Annotated in this window: 20 protein-coding genes; 10 read left to right on the forward strand and 10 right to left on the reverse strand. The window is 62.3% G+C overall.

The genetic code is table 11. The features are described 5' to 3' along the window. Positions 1-23 precede the first annotated feature (23 nt). From HY17_RS16680 to HY17_RS16690, 3 genes are all read left to right on the forward strand, one after another. Positions 24-260: a F0F1 ATP synthase subunit C gene (locus HY17_RS16680; RefSeq protein WP_034737903.1), complete on the forward strand. Its 237-nt coding sequence runs from the start codon at positions 24-26 to the stop codon at positions 258-260. A gap of 84 nt (positions 261-344) precedes the next feature. Beyond that, on the forward strand, positions 345-896 hold the full coding sequence (locus HY17_RS16685) for an ATP synthase F0 subunit B (protein WP_034768717.1): 552 nt from the start codon (positions 345-347) through the stop codon (positions 894-896). 4 nt (positions 897-900) lie between these two features. Next, on the forward strand, positions 901-1,503 hold the full coding sequence (locus tag HY17_RS16690) for a hypothetical protein (protein ID WP_051600245.1): 603 nt from the start codon (positions 901-903) through the stop codon (positions 1,501-1,503). 138 nt (positions 1,504-1,641) lie between these two features. On the opposite strand, the gene HY17_RS16695 is transcribed toward HY17_RS16690, so the two are convergent. The 6 genes from HY17_RS16695 to HY17_RS16720 form a co-directional block, all read right to left on the reverse strand. Next, positions 1,642-3,363: an ABC transporter ATP-binding protein gene (locus HY17_RS16695; RefSeq protein WP_233348849.1), complete on the reverse strand. Its 1,722-nt coding sequence runs from the start codon at positions 3,361-3,363 to the stop codon at positions 1,642-1,644. Positions 3,364-3,403: 40 nt separating this feature from the next. Beyond that, positions 3,404-4,522, reverse strand: a complete 1,119-nt coding sequence (locus tag HY17_RS16700) for an inositol monophosphatase family protein (protein WP_233348851.1) — start codon at positions 4,520-4,522, stop codon at positions 3,404-3,406. Then, a complete protein-coding gene (locus HY17_RS16705) occupies positions 4,509-5,855 on the reverse strand; it encodes a TldD/PmbA family protein (RefSeq protein WP_034768721.1) in 1,347 nt (448 codons plus the stop codon). Before HY17_RS16705 ends, HY17_RS16700 begins: the two co-directional genes overlap by 14 nt. Positions 5,856-5,996: 141 nt before the next feature. Continuing rightward, positions 5,997-6,272, reverse strand: a complete 276-nt coding sequence (locus tag HY17_RS16710) for a hypothetical protein (protein WP_034768723.1) — start codon at positions 6,270-6,272, stop codon at positions 5,997-5,999. A 122-nt stretch (positions 6,273-6,394) separates the two neighbouring features. Next, on the reverse strand, positions 6,395-6,712 hold the full coding sequence (locus HY17_RS16715; protein WP_034768725.1) for a hypothetical protein: 318 nt from the start codon (positions 6,710-6,712) through the stop codon (positions 6,395-6,397). Between the two features lie 77 nt (positions 6,713-6,789). Then, the gene (locus tag HY17_RS16720; protein ID WP_051600246.1) at positions 6,790-7,509 is read right to left on the reverse strand and encodes a beta-lactamase hydrolase domain-containing protein; all 720 of its coding nucleotides are present in this window, start codon (positions 7,507-7,509) and stop codon (positions 6,790-6,792) included. 191 nt (positions 7,510-7,700) lie between these two features. Here HY17_RS16720 and HY17_RS16725 point away from each other — a divergent pair, with 191 nt between their 5' ends. From HY17_RS16725 to HY17_RS16745, 5 genes are all read left to right on the forward strand, one after another. After that, entirely contained in the window at positions 7,701-8,495 is a 795-nt protein-coding gene (locus HY17_RS16725) for a hypothetical protein (RefSeq protein WP_139068965.1), read from the forward strand. 109 nt (positions 8,496-8,604) lie between these two features. Beyond that, positions 8,605-8,979: a DUF6249 domain-containing protein gene (locus HY17_RS16730; protein WP_034768729.1), complete on the forward strand. Its 375-nt coding sequence runs from the start codon at positions 8,605-8,607 to the stop codon at positions 8,977-8,979. A 31-nt stretch (positions 8,980-9,010) separates the two neighbouring features. Next, entirely contained in the window at positions 9,011-9,547 is a 537-nt protein-coding gene (locus HY17_RS16735; protein ID WP_034768731.1) for an RNA polymerase sigma factor, read from the forward strand. Between the two features lie 12 nt (positions 9,548-9,559). Further along, positions 9,560-9,907, forward strand: coding sequence for a hypothetical protein (locus HY17_RS16740; protein ID WP_034768732.1), 348 nt, complete (start codon positions 9,560-9,562; stop codon positions 9,905-9,907). Positions 9,908-9,938: 31 nt separating this feature from the next. Then, entirely contained in the window at positions 9,939-10,427 is a 489-nt protein-coding gene (locus HY17_RS16745; protein WP_034768734.1) for a GNAT family N-acetyltransferase, read from the forward strand. A gap of 68 nt (positions 10,428-10,495) precedes the next feature. On the opposite strand, the gene HY17_RS16750 is transcribed toward HY17_RS16745, so the two are convergent. Continuing rightward, a complete protein-coding gene (locus HY17_RS16750) occupies positions 10,496-10,699 on the reverse strand; it encodes a hypothetical protein (RefSeq protein ID WP_034768735.1) in 204 nt (67 codons plus the stop codon). A 254-nt stretch (positions 10,700-10,953) separates the two neighbouring features. Between HY17_RS16750 and HY17_RS16755 the strand changes: the two genes are divergently transcribed. Both HY17_RS16755 and HY17_RS16760 read left to right on the forward strand, forming a co-directional pair. Then, complete coding sequence (locus HY17_RS16755; protein ID WP_034768736.1) at positions 10,954-11,910, forward strand: calcium/sodium antiporter; 957 nt, start codon at positions 10,954-10,956, stop codon at positions 11,908-11,910. Positions 11,911-12,138: 228 nt separating this feature from the next. Continuing rightward, positions 12,139-13,959, forward strand: coding sequence for an SLC13 family permease (locus tag HY17_RS16760; RefSeq protein WP_034768737.1), 1,821 nt, complete (start codon positions 12,139-12,141; stop codon positions 13,957-13,959). Between the two features lie 3 nt (positions 13,960-13,962). Here the strand turns inward: HY17_RS16760 and HY17_RS16765 are convergent, their stop codons facing one another. From HY17_RS16765 to HY17_RS16775, 3 genes are all read right to left on the reverse strand, one after another. Further along, the gene (locus HY17_RS16765; RefSeq protein WP_034768739.1) at positions 13,963-14,562 is read right to left on the reverse strand and encodes a nucleoside triphosphate pyrophosphatase; all 600 of its coding nucleotides are present in this window, start codon (positions 14,560-14,562) and stop codon (positions 13,963-13,965) included. A gap of 5 nt (positions 14,563-14,567) precedes the next feature. Continuing rightward, positions 14,568-14,786, reverse strand: coding sequence for a translation initiation factor IF-1 (gene infA, locus HY17_RS16770; protein WP_011646371.1), 219 nt, complete (start codon positions 14,784-14,786; stop codon positions 14,568-14,570). A 202-nt stretch (positions 14,787-14,988) separates the two neighbouring features. After that, entirely contained in the window at positions 14,989-15,213 is a 225-nt protein-coding gene (locus tag HY17_RS16775; RefSeq protein WP_034768907.1) for a tautomerase family protein, read from the reverse strand. Positions 15,214-15,264: the final 51 nt, after the last annotated feature.

Genomic DNA, 15,264 nt, shown 5'->3' on the forward strand with positions numbered 1-15,264 from the left:
GCATTCCAACAAGGAGACACCCAATGGAAGGCGATATCACTCTCGGCCTCAAATATGTCGGCGCTGGCCTCGCAACGCTCGGCATGATCGGTGCTGCAATCGGTGTGGGCAACATCTTCGGCTCGTTCCTCGACGCCGCCATGCGCAACCCGTCCGCTGCTCCGCAGCAGACCGGCAACCTCTTCATCGGTATGGCCCTCTCCGAGGCGCTCGGCATCCTGTCGTTCCTCGTCGCCATCCTGATCCTGTTCGTGGTCTAATCGACCAACGTCCAGCCTGAACGGGCCGGCGGCACAATTGCCGGCCGGCCCGATCCTGTCGTATCCCGACACAGAGGTAACCTGATGCTGATCGCATTGCTTGCTGAAGGCGCTGCCCACGGGCACACGCCGGACGACGCACCGCCGGCCTTCCCGCCGTTCGAGACCTGGCACATGCCGGGCCAGTTGTTCTGGCTCGCAATCCTGTTCACGACGCTGTACCTGGCAATGTCGCGCTGGATCCTGCCGAAACTGTCTGACACGCTGGAAAAGCGTTCAGACCGGATCGCTTCGGATCTCGATCAGGCAGCCCGTCTGAACGATCAGGCGACCGAAGCCCAGCAGGCCCTTGAACTTCGCGTGGCTCAGGCCCGCAACAAGGCCCGCGAAACCTCGGAAAAGGCGAGCGAGAAGATGGAGGCCGAAATGGCCGCCGAAACATCGCGCGTCGATGCCGAAATCGCCAAGAAACTGGAAGCTGCCGATGCCCGCATCGCCACGCTCCGTTCGAATGCGATGGCAAATGTTGAGCAGATCGCTGTCGACACGGCCGAAGCCATGACGGCCCGGTTTGGTCTGAAAGCCTCTGCCGGCGACCTGAAGTCTGCCGTCTCGGCCGCGATGGAGAAGAAGTAAGACCATGAAACGCATCGTCCTCTTCTCTGCTGTCGCTGCATCGGCCCTCCCGGCCTTTGCCGCTGAAACCGAACATGGCGCCGCCGGTGGCCATGGTGGTGGCGGCTTCCTCGGCGGACTGGCCTATGCCGCGACCGACCCGGTCACCTTCACCGCTTTCCTGGCCCTTTGTGGCTTCCTCGCCATTGCCTGGCGCATGGGTGCCTTCAAGACCGTTCTGGGCGGCCTCGATTCCCGCGCTGACGCCATCCGCAAGGAACTGGAAGAAGCTGCCAGCCTCCGCGAACAGGCTGCCGAAGCCCTCGCCGCGGCTGAACGCAAGGCCCAGGACGCCGACAAGGAAGCCGAAGCCATGATCGAACAGGCCAAGGCCGACGCCAAGCGCATCATGGAAGAGACGCGCAAGGACATCGCCGAACGCCTCGCCCGCCGTGAAGCCCTCGCCGAAGCGCGTATCTCCCGCGCTGAAGCTGAAGCGACCGAAGAAGTGCGCCGCGCTGCTGCCGATGCTGCTACCGAAGCGGCCCGCCGCCTGCTGGCCAGCGATACGGCTGTCGACCAGTTCGAGAAAGCGGCCCGCGAAATCGAGAAGGCCCTGACCAACTAAGGTCCCTTTCAGGCAATCTATACAGAAAACCCCGCGAAGTTCGCTTCGCGGGGTTTTTCTATGGGGCCAAACAAACCCGTCACTTCGTCGGCTCCGGGACACCGGTAAGCATCCAGCGCCCTGCACGCCTGAACTGGCTTAGCTGAGCTGCAGCTTCACGAGGCGGGCATAGGCGCCGTTCGCGGCGAGCAGGTCGTCGTGGCTGCCCTGCTCCACCACACGGCCATCCTCGACCACCAGGATACGGTCAGCGGCCCGGACGGTGGACAGGCGGTGAGCGATGATCAGAACGGTGCGGCCGCGGCCAAACTCACCGAGGGCCTGCTGCACGCGGGATTCGCTCTCGGCATCGAGGGCCGAGGTCGCCTCATCCAGCAGCAGGATCGGCGCGCCGCGCAGGATGGCCCGGGCAAGCGCGATGCGCTGGCGCTGGCCACCTGAGAGGTTGCGGCCCATTTCACCGGCAGGCGACTGATAGCCCTGCGGCAGGGCCATGATGAACTCGTGCGCGAAAGCCGCGCGGGCCGCGACTTCAATCTCGGCCTTCGTGGCGCCCAGCCGTCCAAGTGCGATGTTCGCCTGGACCGTGTCATCGAATAGCGCCGAGTCCTGAGAGACGAGGCCCAGATTGGCCCGCAAGCTCTCTCCGGTCATCCCGCGGATATCCTGACCGTCGACGCGGATCACGCCGCCAGAAGGATCATAGAGACGTAGCAGCAGGTTGAAGATGGTGGACTTGCCTGCACCGGACGGGCCAACGATGGCGACCGTCTCTCCCGGCGCTGCCTTGAAGCTCAACCCTTTGAGGGCGGGCGTCCCGTCCGGATAGGAGAAGGCGACGTCCTCGAAGGAGACATCGCCGGACACTTTGCCGAAACGCCCCGCGCCCGGCCGGTCTGCCATGACTGGTTTGGCTTCGATGATCTCGAACACGCGGTCTGCCGCAGCGCCGCCTTCCTGCGCGACGGAGTTCAACGTGCCCAGCGCGCGGATCTCAGGCGAAGCAACGCCCAGCGCCGCGATGAAGGCCAGGAGATCGCCGAGGGACATCTGGCCCTGCGAAATACGCCAGGCCGCAAAGCCGAGAATACCGGCCAGCGCAACGCCGCCCGCGATTTCGAGGATCGGGTCGACGGCGGCGCGGTCGGCCAGGACTTTCAGGAACAGGCGGGAACGTTCGGCGAAGCCGCTGCGCGCCCGGCCTTTCTGATAGGCTTCGAGGCCATACGCCTTGATCACACGCGCCGACTGGAAGCCTTCGGAAAGCAGCGAGGTCATTTCGCCGACCTGCTTCTGTGCCCGGCGGGAACGTTTGCGCACGCGGTTGCCAAGGCTGATGACCGGCGCAAACGCAATCGGATAGGCGACGAGGATCAGCAGGGTCAGCTGCCAGTCGATCCAGGCCATCACGCCGAGACAGCCAATCGTTGTCGCTGTGCTCTTGGTGAAATTGTTGGCAAAGCGCAGCGCGGCATCGCGGATCGCGTTTACGTCATTGATGAAACGCGAAACGAAGCCGCCCGACGCATCCTCGGACAGGCGTGCGAAATCGCCGTCGATCAGCGCTTCGAACTCATGGGTCTGCATGCTGACAAGGCCGCGCTGGACGCCGGTATTGTTCAGCAGCGTCATCAGGTACATCGTCAGCGAGCGGGCCGCGGCGAGGGCCACAATCGCGGCGCCGATGTGCAGGATCCAGCTGGAATCGGCATTGCCGCTTTGGCCGAAACTCGCTTCGAGCCGGTCGCCCATCAGCTTCAGCACAAAGGTATAGGCCATGGCACACAAGGATGTGCCCAGCGCCATCAGCGTGCCGCCGACGAACCAGCCGAGGTGCGGCCGGAAATAGGCCGCGAACAATCTCCGCAGGCTCCCCCGCTGCGCCTTCGGTTGTCCGGGATCAGACGTGATGATGATCCCCCGTCAGCGGATCCAGCAGCTTGTGGGCGTGCAGAATGAAGTAGCGCATTTCGGCATGGTCCACCGTGCGCTGTGCCGCCGATTTCCAGGCGTCATAGGCGTCCTTGTAATTCGGGAAGGCGCCAACAAAGTCCATCTTGGACAGGTCTTCGAATTCGACTCCGGTTACGTCCTTCAGCTCACCGCCAAACACGATGTGCAGCAATTGCTGCTGGCTTTTCGGGGCGTCGCCCATTTTTCTGTGCTCCATGGTTGTGGCGGCGCTGGCCGCCCTTTCCTGTGGGTCAGGTATACCCACAAATTCTGTCCTGCGCACTAACAGAGGGTGAAGCCCGGCGCCAGCCGCGATGACACTGCGCTGCGCAGGGACTTCCTGATTGAACACAAGGAGTTCACCCTTGTGGGTGGTCACCGTGCCGCCTGCCTGTTCGACGAGCACTGTCCCGGCGGCAAGGTCCCAGTCTGACTTGCCTGCCAGCGTCACGGTCGCGTCCCATTCACCGGTCGCAACCAGCGCCATGCGCAGCAGGGTCGAGTTCGGTTTCGGACGGGCGATCACAACATTTGGCCATGGCTCCGGCCAGCTCGGATGATCGATCATGCCTTCATTGGTGATCAGGCGGCAGCCGGTCTCTTCCGAACAGTGGGAGACCCGGATCGCCTGTCCGTTCAGGAACGCGCCGCCCGCCTCCCAGGCTTCGTAGAAGCGGTCCTGCCGCGGGGCATAGAGCACGCCGGCAACCGCGCGGCCTTCCTCGATAACGGCCAGCGCAACGCACCAGTTCGGATCGTCGCGCATATAGGCCCGTGTGCCATCGATCGGATCGACAACCCAGCAGCGCTGTTTCTGTCGCGCCGCGAGGCTGTCGGTGGTTTCTTCGGACAGCCAGCCATATTCGGGGCGGGCGCGCTGAAGGTGCGCCGCGCAGAGCCGGTTCACTTCGATGTCGGCTTCGGTGACCGGGCTGCCCCCGGTCTTGTGCCAGACGCGGTTCGGCTGCCCGCCGCGCTGGTAAGAGACGGCCAGCTGGCCGGCCTCGCGGGCGAGCGCCCGCATCGTGTCCATGTCTTCGAGGAGCGTCCGCTCAGCTGCCCGCAAGACTCATCCCTTCCACCAGAATACTCGGCGCATCGCGTGTACCCCGGAATTCGAGGTTCGACGCGGGCACGAGGCGCGAGAACATCGACGGCAGGTCGCCAGCGATGGTGACTTCCGAAACCGGGTAAGCGATCTCGCCATTCTCGAACCAGAAGCCCGCGACGCCGACGGAATAGTCGCCGGTGTTCGGATTGATCGACGGGCCGAACATGTCGGTGACCAGCAGGCCTTTGCCAACATCCGCCATAAGCTCTTCCGGCGTGTTTTCCCCGGCGCGCAGATAGATGTTGGAGGTCGTAACGCCGGGCGGATCGCCAAAGCCGAGTGCGGAGAACCCGTTCGGCTCCAGTCCAAGCTGTTTTGCCGACGGCGTGTTCAGCAGCCAGGTGGTGAGGCGGCCATCTTCGATCAGGTGCGTCTCGCGCACCGGCAGGCCTTCGCCATCATGGTTGCGCGAGCCCATGCCCATTACCCGGAACGGATCATCGGTGATGTAGACACCCTTGGCGAAGACCTGATCGCCCATCCGGTCTTTCAGGTAAGAGACGCCGCGCGCAATCGACGGTCCGGAAATCGCGCCCAGCAGCGCGCCGATCAGGCTGGCCGAGACGCGCCGGTCATAGATGACGGCCGCCTTTTGCGTACCGAGCTTGCGGGCGCCGAGGCGGGCAATGGTGCGATCGCCGGCTGTTTTGCCCACTTCTTCGGGCGACGGCATCTTGTTGAGGAAGCGGACCGACCAGGAGTCATAGTCCCGCTCCATCTTGCCATCCTTCTCGGCCACGGCGGAAAGGCCGAGGCTGGTGGAGGATCCCGTCTTGAAAGCCGCAAAGCCATTGGACGCGGCAACCCAGCGCTTCGAGCGGTTCCAGGAGGCCCCGCACCCTGCCACCGTCTTGATGCCCGGAATGGCAAGCGCCGCCGCCTCCGCGGCCAATGCACGCTCTTCAAGCGACTCGGCCGGCATTTCCGGCTCACCGGTCAAATCCATATCGAGATCGCCCGTGGCGAGCATGGAAGCATCCGGCAGGCCGCAATACTTGTCTTCCGGCACAGCCTTCGCCATGGCCACGCAGCGTTCGGCCAGCATTTTCAGGCCGTCGGGCGACAGGTCTGCGCTGGAAACATGCGCCTGGCGTTTTCCGTAGAAACAGCGCAGCGCAACGGACACGCTTTCCTCGCGTTCAATGCTCTCCAACTTGCCGTCCCGCACGGCGACGCCGACACCGTCCGCCTCGCCGATGCGGGCGTCTGCTGCGTCTGCGCCGGCTTTGCGGCACTGCTCAATGAGACCGGCGAGGAGATCTGCCGGTGGAATCCTGAAATCAGCCATGCGCGCTAGATGGCCTGCGGCTTCTGCAGGCGCAACTCCCCGAGTCAGAAACAGTCATGCGTTGCACTTGCGGAACGCCCCCAAATACAAAAGCCGCCAGCGTTTCCGCCGGCGGCTCCGTTATTCCCCCGCTCAGACAGATCAGTCGTCCCGGCGCGCATCCGGCAACCGGTCGTTGATGTCGTCCCGGATGTCGAGCAGCGTTACGATCAGACCGCAGATCAGGCTGGCCGCGATCCAGCCGCCCACGGTGAACACGGCGAAATCGGCCACCTGGGCCAGCGTGCCCGTCAGGCCCACGAGTTCGCCCGTGAATTCGCCCTTGTTGTAGATGCCCAGTGCGATCCCCGACACGATGACGGCAATATAGGCCACGTAGATCATCGTTCGGAAGCTGTTGATAATAAAGAACTTCATGGTCTTCCCCTTTCTGGAGCAAATCGGAATCTAAGGGGATTAACCCTGTTCGTCACGCAAATACTCGTCAGAAACGAACCTGACTCTCATCAGCTGGTGCAGATTTGCACTATCCTGCGCGCTCAGCTGTCTTCCTCAGCCGACAGTTCACACTTTTCCATTTCCTGTTCGGCATCGAAAAACTGCATCTTTTCCTCGTCCGACAGGCTGAGAATGTATTCGCCGACCGGGCGTTTCTCGCGGGAAATCGCTACGGCAGAGCGCTTGAACAGGTCCGGGCTGAGTTCGGACTGCATGGCATCGACAATACAGGCACACGTCTCCGGCACCTCGCCTTCCGCGATACAGGTATCGACAAGCTGATCGTGGCTGTCTTTCGGGCCGCCACACCCGGTCAGCGCAGCGGCAAAAGCCAGCCCCGCAAGCATGATCGTCCGCATCGGCGTCTCCCTCACCGGTAACGCGGGCGAGCGAAGCATGAATCCCACTGTGGGGGAAGCGGTGCCGTTTCGAGGTGCTATTCGCGCTGCAGGATCTTGTCGACCTGGATGCCCTTGCCGAAATCGCGCAGGAAATCCTCTTTCACCTCCAGCCGGTCATAGTCTTCGGCGATCCAGTCGAGGAAGGGCTTCCACTCGTCTTCCGGCCGTCCCGCATTGAAGTCGGCATAGGCCTGGAAGAAGGCATCCAGCATGCCCGTCTTGCCGTGCTTGATGTGGAGATATTTCAGGGAAAGTTGCTCAGTCGCCTGATGGAACGGGACTTTTTCCTTGAGCAGCATATAGAGCACAGCCATCAGACCGGCCCGATCTGCACCTGATTTGCAATGCATCAGGGCCGGATATTCGATCGTCTCGAACAGGTCGCGGGCCGCGAAAATCGCTTCGCGGGTCGGCGTATCACGGGAAAAAACCTGAAAATCGATCAGTGTAATACCGGCCTGTTCGCAGGCTTCTTTCTCCAGCAGGTAATAGCCCTTGGTGCTTTCACCCCTCAGATTGAGGATCGTCTTCAGTCCCAATTCTTTCGCATATTTCATGACCTTGGCGGGCGACGGCTGGTTCGACCGGTACATGTCCGGCGAGATCTGGTGGAGATTCTGGTAGATCGCGCGCAGGAAGCCATGGTCCTGCCAGACCATTTCGCGCCGTGCTCGTGCGCGGCCTTCCCTTGTCGAAAGGTCCGCCGCGATGTGCTTGCGTTTCTTGCGCTTTGCCTTGGGAGTCAGTTTCACCATGAAGCTTCGCGCTTAACCTTACGCCCGGTTTCCATCAAGCGCTGGCTCGCAGGGAAATCTAAACCGGGCGGTAAGGTTCTTTTACGATCATGTCATGAATTGCTGGCCCTCCAGGGACGTGAGCCATGCCTGCCAAAATGCCATTTCGCGCTTTCCTTGCGGCTCTTCTGGCCGCCGGGGGCGCTGCATTCATGGCTGAAGCCCAGGGCCGGATCGGAATTCAGCCCGCCAGCGTGGAGCTGGAACTGGATGCCGGCCAGCCGATGCGGCAGGTCGTGACCGTCGCGAACCTCGATCCCGCCCGCCCCGTTTCCGTATCGCTCGCGCTGGCCGACTGGGCCTTTGACGCAGATGGCGCACCCATTTTCACACCTGCCGGAGAGAGCGAAACCTCCGCCGCCGCCTGGACCCGCTATGGCGCGCCGACCATTTCGCTGGCGCCCGGCCAGTCAAAACAGGTGTTCATCAACCTCTCTACCCCGGAACGGCCCCCGCGGACCGGAGACTATCGGGTCGCCCTGCTTGCTTCATCCGTCATGAAGGACGCGGAAGGCCGCTGGCAGAAAAACCAGATCGCCTCCCTGGTGAGCATGACGATCGGCAAGGCAAGTTCCCGTCCGCGCATCGAGGCGAGCCGCCTGACCGTCACCGACGCCGGAGCCCCGGCGATCGGCCTCGACTTCTCCAATACCGGCAACGCCCATGCGCGCCTGGAGGGTGTGATCGAAGTCCGCAGCGGCACCGAAGTCGTGATCACGCGGAAGCTGACCGATGTGATCGTGCCGGAAAAAGGCACGCGTACCCTGATCGTGCCGCTGGGCCAGCCCCTGCCGGCGGATGCCGATATCGAGGTCCGCCTGACCAACCTGTTCGCTCCGCAAACCACGCGCGGCGAGAAGGCGCTCCTGGTTCACAAGGTGAAAACCGAGGCTGAGGCCGCGACCGAAGTGGTGGACCTGTCCCTCCCGGTCGGCGGGCTGAATTAGGCACTTTTCCAAAAAAATCACACTGCCTGCATCCATTCAGGCCCTTCGCTGCATCTGACAGTCAAACAGCGGCAATTCCGCCGCGCGAGTTTGCAAGAAGGAGCCTGAAATGACCGAAGACATTGTCGTCCCGGCCATATTGTTCGGATCAATCGTCGGGATTGTGTGGCTGGTCAGCTATTTCAATTCCCGCAAACGCAACACCATCCATGAGACGCTACGCCATGCCATCGACAAGGGACAGGTCCTGTCGGACGACATGATGGTGCGCCTGTCGCTGGCGAACGACCCGGTGCGGGCTGACCTCCGCCGCGGCGTGCTGTTCATCGCCGCCGGTCTTGCCTTTGCCTTCCTCGGCACGATGGTGGGCATGGAAGAAGGCGAAGCGATCCGTCCGATGCTGGGCGTTGCCGCCTTCCCGGTCTTCCTGGGTGTTGCATATCTGGGCCTGTGGGTGTCGGGTCGCAATGAACGGAAGGCCTGACCTCTTTCTGGTCACGGACGAAGGACGGGACATGCGCACGGATCCGGACCTGGCAGCAGATGCTGCACGCGGCAGCGAGGCGGCTTTCGCCGAACTCGTCCGCCGCCACCAGGCCCGCGTACGCGGCATGGCCCGGCGCCTGACAGGGTCGGCGAGCGCCGGTGACGACATTGCCCAGACCACCTTCCTGACGGCCTGGCAGAAGATCGCCACCTATGCCGGCGGCACGTTCAGCGCCTGGATCTGCGCCATCTGCTGGCGAGAATTCCTCCAGGTCCGCCGCAAGACAAGGCCGGAGATCGAGTTCGACGAAACGGCCGAGATCATTCCCTTTGGCGCGCATGGTTCCCGGCCCAGTGACCAGCAGGACGACCGGATGGACCTCAGCCGGGCACTGGAAAAACTGACAGAGGCCCAGCGTGTCTGCGTCGTCATGTGCGTCGCCGCCGGCCTCACCCACCGCGAAGCGGCCGAAGCCACCGGTTGGCCGCTTGGCACCGTGAAATCCCATGTGTTGCGTGGCGTCGAAGCCCTCCGCAAACACCTTGCGAAGCCCGAAGTGGCGTGATGGAGTAGAAACATGCGCGAAGAAGAAACCTTCCAGGACCTGTCCAGCCTGTTCGCGGCCGAAGACCGCGCGCTGGAAGCCAAGCCCTTCGTGGACGAGGTGATGGGCAAGGTGCGCCGCCGCGCCCTGATGCGCCGGGGCATTTTGCTGGCCGTGGGCGGCATTGGCGCCGTCGTCGCCGCGCTCCAGCTGCCGGGCCTGCTCGGCGAGTGGGTGACGCTGGACAGCACCGTGACCAAAACGATCTCCTCCGCCCAGCAGCAGGCGGGCCTTCTGGCAACTGCCGATCCGCTCTGGCTGGGCATTGTCGCGGTGGTCGGTCTGTGCGTCGCCGCCGTCACCACACTGGAACGGACCTAAAGACCACACGACAGGTGAGCGGAGAAAACCCATGATACGCCTCCGCCCGATGCTGGACAGCGAGTTCGCTGACTATGTCGCCTATTTCGTTCCTGACTATGCCGCGGAGATCTCCGCGAATTATGATCAGGACATGGACAGCGCGCTGGCGAGCGCGAAACGGGACGTCGAGCGTGATTTGCCTCTGGGCGCCGATACACCGGGACAGGACCTTTTATGCATCATTGGCGAAGACGGCGCCGCCACGCTCGGCTATCTCTGGTGCAAGCCGGATAAAGACGGCCCCTGCGTTTTCATCAGCGACTTCTACATTCTTCCAGCCCATCGCGGAAAGGGCTACGCCAAAGCCGCCCTGACAGCTCTGGAGGAGATGTATGCCAAGACAGGTCACAGCGAAGTCCGGCTGCGGGTCGCCTCGGATAATGACATCGCTCAAAACCTGTACCGGAGTGCCGGCTTCTCTCCGACGGGTATCAATATGAGGAAAGCCTTCGGCAGAGCCACCCCGGAGCGGAGCTGACCTTTCTTCCAGCACGTTTGCCCGGAAACGCTCTCGCATTCCGGCAAAATCATAAAACCTGGAGAGGCTCAGCCGCTATCGTTCCACGCCACGGCGAGCGCTTCATTAAGGCGTACACTGAGGACCTGCCAGAAGCTCTCGGCGAGCCGGCCCGCGCAGAAGCGTGGCACAGCCTGAAGACTGACCGGCGTTATCTCACCTGCCGTCCGCCAGCGGTGCAGCGCCCGCGCCGTCTCCACCGCCTCTGAAAGAAAATCGCCTGTCTCATCCATGCAGAAGAGGACGGAGGCGATGCGAAACTGTCGGACTCAAGCACGCAGATGTGTTGTGGGTGTTGGGTTTGGGGGTGGATGGAACGGGATCTGTCCACGGAACCGGCCAACAAGATGGCAGGAGACATCCGCGGCAGGCCTGGAAGTCTCACAGGCTGTCCGCTCTTGTAAATGCAGTCCGCCAATTCCACTTATTGTGACGCCGGTCAAACCGACGATCCCCGCACCGGTGACAGGCTTTCTCGGCGGAATCCATGGACATTGCACTTCTGATTGTCGGCGGCCTTCTGGGCCTTGTTTTTGGCGGTGACCTACTTGTTCGCGGCGCTGTTGACCTGGCCCGCAGGGTCGGTCTGTCGCCGCTCGTGATCGGCCTCACCCTTGTTGGCTTCGGCACGTCCACACCCGAACTGGTGACCAGCCTGCAAGCCGCTTTTGTCGGCTCCCCCGGTATTGCGGTGGGCAATGTGGTCGGCAGCAACATCGCTAACATTCTGCTCATCCTCGGCGTCGCTGCATTGCTCGCGCCTGTCATTATCGACAAGGCAGCCTTCCGGCGGGACGGAACAGTGCTTGTCCTTTCCACACTCATGTGTCTGGGCGCGGCCCTGTTCGGGCGGTTTACACCGGCGATCGGGGCCTTCTTTGTCCTGACATTGATGGCCTATCTCGTCTTCACTCTTCTCAATGAACGGCTGGCGAGCGCCTCGAAGCCAGAAGTTGAAGTCGTTGGCGAACGGCAAGTACAATCTGGTAGCGTCTGGAAGGACCTCGCTTTTATCGCGGCCGGTCTCGCGCTCACGATCCTTGGCGCCCGTTTTCTGGTGTTCGGCGCCATCGAGGTCGCTCAGGCCTTCAAGGTTTCTGAAGCGGTCATCGGCCTTACTATCGTCGCCGTCGGCACATCCCTGCCGGAACTGGTCACGACCATTGCCGCCGCCCGCCGTGGCCAATCCGACATCGCGTTCGGCAACATTGTCGGCAGCAACATTTTCAACGTCTTGTTCATTCTCGGCACAACCGCCCTCATTCATCCCATCGCGGTACCGGCCTCTATCGCCACATTTGACATCTGGGTGATGACAGGCGTGACCGCACTTTTACTTCTGGTTGCCGTGACGCGCTGGCGCATCAGCCGGGTCGAAGGCGCAATCCTTCTTGGTGCCTATGTGGCCTACAGCGTCTGGCTCGGCTCGATGGCCGGTTTGTAGCGTAGCTGCCTTTTTTCAGCGGGACGGAGGATTCTTCCACGCCATGCCTTCCAGCAGGGGCTTGGACTCGCAGAGCTGCAGACTGGCGATGCCTGTAATGAAGGCGAAGGTACGAGCACAAGTCACGAGACGCATTAGCGCTTTTGATTGACGAACTGGCGGGTCCGCTGAACAAAATACTGGAACCGAGGGCGATCCAGCCTCCGGTTTGTCGACGGATTCTGTTGAATGAGTTCCTTGTTTTCAGAACCGGCAATCGAGATCGCCATCGTTCTGTTGCTGGTGGTGGTGGTCTTCTTTGGCTTCATAAAGGAAAGGTTTCCGGCTGACGTCACCGCGCTCCTGGCGATGGGGGCGTTGCTGCTCACCGGCATTTTGACCACCGAGGACGCGCTCGGCGTCTTCTCCAATTCGGCACCGATCACGATCGGCGCCATGTTTGTTCTTTCAGCCGCGCTGGAACGCACGGGCGTCATCGATGCGGGCGGCCGCCTGGTTTCCCGGCTGGCCACGAAAACCTCCCCCGTCATCGCCGTCATTGCGATGATGACGGGCGTGATCGTCCTGTCCGCATTCATCAATAACACGCCTGTCGTTGTCATTCTTATCCCCGTGGCGATGAGCCTGGCGAAAAGCATCGGGGTATCCGCATCAAAGCTGCTGATCCCGCTCTCGTTCGCCTCCATCTTCGGGGGGACCACCACGCTGATCGGGACATCGACGAACATTCTTGTAGACGGCGTTTCCCAGACCAACGGCCTTGCGCCTTTCGGCATGTTCGAGATTACCGGCGCCGGCCTCTGCCTGGCCCTGGCTGGCGCGGTCTACATCGCCATTGTCGGCCCCTTCCTGCTGCCCGTACGCGAGACGCTCGCCGCCATGCTGCCTGACAGCAAGGAGCGTCGCTTCATCGCCCAGATCCTGATCCCGATCGATTCCCCTCTGGTCGGCAAACAGCTGTCCGAGACGGGGTTCACCGCCGGGAAAGGCTATACGATCGTGGACGTATTTCGCGAAGGCCAGTCCCTGCGGGCGGACCTGACGTCGATCAGGCTCAAAGGAGGCGACCGGGTCGTGCTGCGTTCACCTGTGGCAGAGATGCTGACGCTCCGCGAGGCTGGAAGCGTTGCCATCGGTGCGCAAGCCAATGCCCGGCCGAGCTTCGAACCGGTTCAGACCAGTGAGACGGTCATCATGGAGGGCGTGATCGGCCCTCAGTCCCGCCTGATTGGCCGCCGCCTTGAAGGGCTGGGCCTCGCCCGGTTGTACGGCGTCTACGTGCTCGCAATCCATCGGCGCGGAGAGAACATGGCACCGCAGATGGGGAACCTGTTCTTTGAGGTGGGTGACACGGTCCTGATCGAAGGGCCTGCCAAGGGCGTGCGGCAGGTTTTCGAAGAAGGCGATTTCAACAATCTCACCCAGACGTCCGAGAAGGCCATCAAGCGGGACAAGGCCCCGATTGCGGTCGCAGCCGTTCTGCTAGTCATGGGACTTGCTGCGATTGAAGTCCTGCCGATTGTGGCCCTGGCCATCATCGCTGCGACGGCTGTCGTCGCGACCGGCTGCCTCGATCACAAAGAGGCCTACAAGTCCATCCAGTGGGACATCCTGATGTTGATCTTCGGCATGCTCGCGCTGGGCATTGCCATGGACAAGACCGGCGCTGCCGAGCTGATCGTCAATAGTCTCGTCGCGCTGACGGGGGGGCTCGGCCCGATCTACATCCTCGCTGCGCTCTACCTGATCACTTCCATCCTTACAGAGATCATCAGCAACACTGCGGCGGCGATCCTGCTCACGCCGATAGCCATCGGTCTCGCCGAACAGTTCGGCATTGATGCGAGGCCTTTTGTGGTGGCGGTCATGTTTGCGGCAAGCGCAAGCTTCGCCACACCGATCGGTTATCAGACGAATACGCTGGTCTATACAGCAGGCGGCTATCGCTTCGCGGATTTTTTGAAGATCGGACTTCCGCTGAACATCGTCATGCTGGTGGTCGCGGTTTTCGTCATTCCGGCATTCTGGCCGCTGGCTCCTGCTGAATAGCGCTCAGCCCTCCCGGGATATGGGAGGGTTCTTCCACCCCATCCCCTCGAGCAGGGCCTTGGTCTCATAGAGCGGCAGTCCGACAATCGCCGTGTAGCTGCCGTTGATGCCGGTGACGAAAGCGCCGGCGGCGCCCTGGATGCCGTAGCCGCCGGCCTTGCCCTTCCAGTCGCCGCTGGCGACGTAATCGGCGATGTCCCGGTCGGTGAGGCGTTTGAATTTCACGCGGGCGAGCACGGTGCGGGCGCTGAAGCGGCCATCGGGCGCGCGCACCGCGATGCCAGTGATGCACTGGTGCGCCCGGCCGGAGAGGAGCCGCAGGAAGGCCTCGGCCTCGGCCGCGTCGGCGGCTTTCTCAAGGTTCCGGCTGCCCAGCGCGACGACCGTGTCGGCGGCCAGAACAAAGCCCTCTTCGGGGCAGGCCAGCGCCTTTTCGCGCGCAAGCCGTTCAGCCAGCGCGCGCGGGCTTTCGTCCTTGCGGCGGGTTTCGTCGATGTCTGTGGGGCAGATGGCGTCCGGCACAATGCCGATCTGGGCGAGCAGTTGCTGCCGCCGGGGGCTTGCGCTGGCAAGGATGAGCCGCGCGGCCCCGGTGGACGCCATGACGCTTACTTGAAGCGGTAGGTGATGCGGCCCTTGGTCAGGTCATAGGGCGTCATCTCGACCATCACTTTGTCGCCGGTCAGCACGCGGATGCGGTTCTTGCGCATCTTGCCGGCCGTGTGGGCGATGATCTCGTGGTCATTTTCGAGTTTCACGCGGAAGGTCGCGTTCGGCAGCAATTCCACTACCGTTCCCTCGAATTCAATCAGTTCTTCCTTCGACATGCAGTCTCCAAAACAGGACGGTCCAACGCGCCGCCATCCGTTGATTTAGGGTGCGCCTTAGCGCTTTGCATGGATTCCGGCAAGGATTCGAGTCATCCGGCGGCCTCTCTGACCGCCCCTGCCCCCAAAAACGCAACCGGATGAGAGGCGGAAAACCTCTCATCCGGCGCGGGGGAACTATGCTCGCGGGGACTGGTTAAGGTCAGGCCGCGTTGGCTGTCGCCAGGGCGTGGACATCCGCCGCTTTGAGCACCTGGCCGCCAATGGCCCAGTCGCCCTGTTCGACTTCCATGACGCGGACCCAGGTCACCGGGCGCATCGCTTCGCCTTCCACAGCGACCATGGCGTCGGTGACGCGCTCGATCAGGTCTTGCTTCTGGGCTGGGGTGAAGACGTCTTTGATCACATCGATCGTAACGAGAGGCATGTTGATTTCCTTTTGTTTTTTGTCAGGGGCCAGGACCATCCCGGCGCCGAT

The organism is Hyphomonas sp. CY54-11-8 (genome assembly GCF_000682735.1).
Classification (GTDB): Bacteria; Pseudomonadota; Alphaproteobacteria; order Caulobacterales; family Hyphomonadaceae; genus Hyphomonas.

Bases quoted from the DNA above. Each gene is read 5' to 3' on its own strand.
- HY17_RS16680 (WP_034737903.1), top strand. From the start codon at position 24: ATGGAAGGCGATATCACTCTCGGCCTCAAATATGTCGGCGCTGGCCTC.
- HY17_RS16725 (WP_139068965.1), top strand. From the start codon at position 7,701: ATGGCTGAAGCCCAGGGCCGGATCGGAATTCAGCCCGCCAGCGTGGAG.
- HY17_RS16760 (WP_034768737.1), top strand. From the start codon at position 12,139: ATGAGTTCCTTGTTTTCAGAACCGGCAATCGAGATCGCCATCGTTCTG.
- HY17_RS16735 (WP_034768731.1), top strand. From the start codon at position 9,011: ATGCGCACGGATCCGGACCTGGCAGCAGATGCTGCACGCGGCAGCGAG.
- HY17_RS16715 (WP_034768725.1), bottom strand. From the start codon at position 6,712: ATGCGGACGATCATGCTTGCGGGGCTGGCTTTTGCCGCTGCGCTGACC.
- HY17_RS16710 (WP_034768723.1), bottom strand. From the start codon at position 6,272: ATGAAGTTCTTTATTATCAACAGCTTCCGAACGATGATCTACGTGGCC.
- HY17_RS16690 (WP_051600245.1), top strand. From the start codon at position 901: ATGAAACGCATCGTCCTCTTCTCTGCTGTCGCTGCATCGGCCCTCCCG.
- infA (WP_011646371.1), bottom strand. From the start codon at position 14,786: ATGTCGAAGGAAGAACTGATTGAATTCGAGGGAACGGTAGTGGAATTG.
- HY17_RS16685 (WP_034768717.1), top strand. From the start codon at position 345: ATGCTGATCGCATTGCTTGCTGAAGGCGCTGCCCACGGGCACACGCCG.
- HY17_RS16755 (WP_034768736.1), top strand. From the start codon at position 10,954: ATGGACATTGCACTTCTGATTGTCGGCGGCCTTCTGGGCCTTGTTTTT.
- HY17_RS16765 (WP_034768739.1), bottom strand. From the start codon at position 14,562: ATGGCGTCCACCGGGGCCGCGCGGCTCATCCTTGCCAGCGCAAGCCCC.
- HY17_RS16750 (WP_034768735.1), bottom strand. From the start codon at position 10,699: ATGGATGAGACAGGCGATTTTCTTTCAGAGGCGGTGGAGACGGCGCGG.
- HY17_RS16745 (WP_034768734.1), top strand. From the start codon at position 9,939: ATGATACGCCTCCGCCCGATGCTGGACAGCGAGTTCGCTGACTATGTC.
- HY17_RS16775 (WP_034768907.1), bottom strand. From the start codon at position 15,213: ATGCCTCTCGTTACGATCGATGTGATCAAAGACGTCTTCACCCCAGCC.
- HY17_RS16740 (WP_034768732.1), top strand. From the start codon at position 9,560: ATGCGCGAAGAAGAAACCTTCCAGGACCTGTCCAGCCTGTTCGCGGCC.
- HY17_RS16705 (WP_034768721.1), bottom strand. From the start codon at position 5,855: ATGGCTGATTTCAGGATTCCACCGGCAGATCTCCTCGCCGGTCTCATT.
- HY17_RS16720 (WP_051600246.1), bottom strand. From the start codon at position 7,509: ATGGTGAAACTGACTCCCAAGGCAAAGCGCAAGAAACGCAAGCACATC.
- HY17_RS16730 (WP_034768729.1), top strand. From the start codon at position 8,605: ATGACCGAAGACATTGTCGTCCCGGCCATATTGTTCGGATCAATCGTC.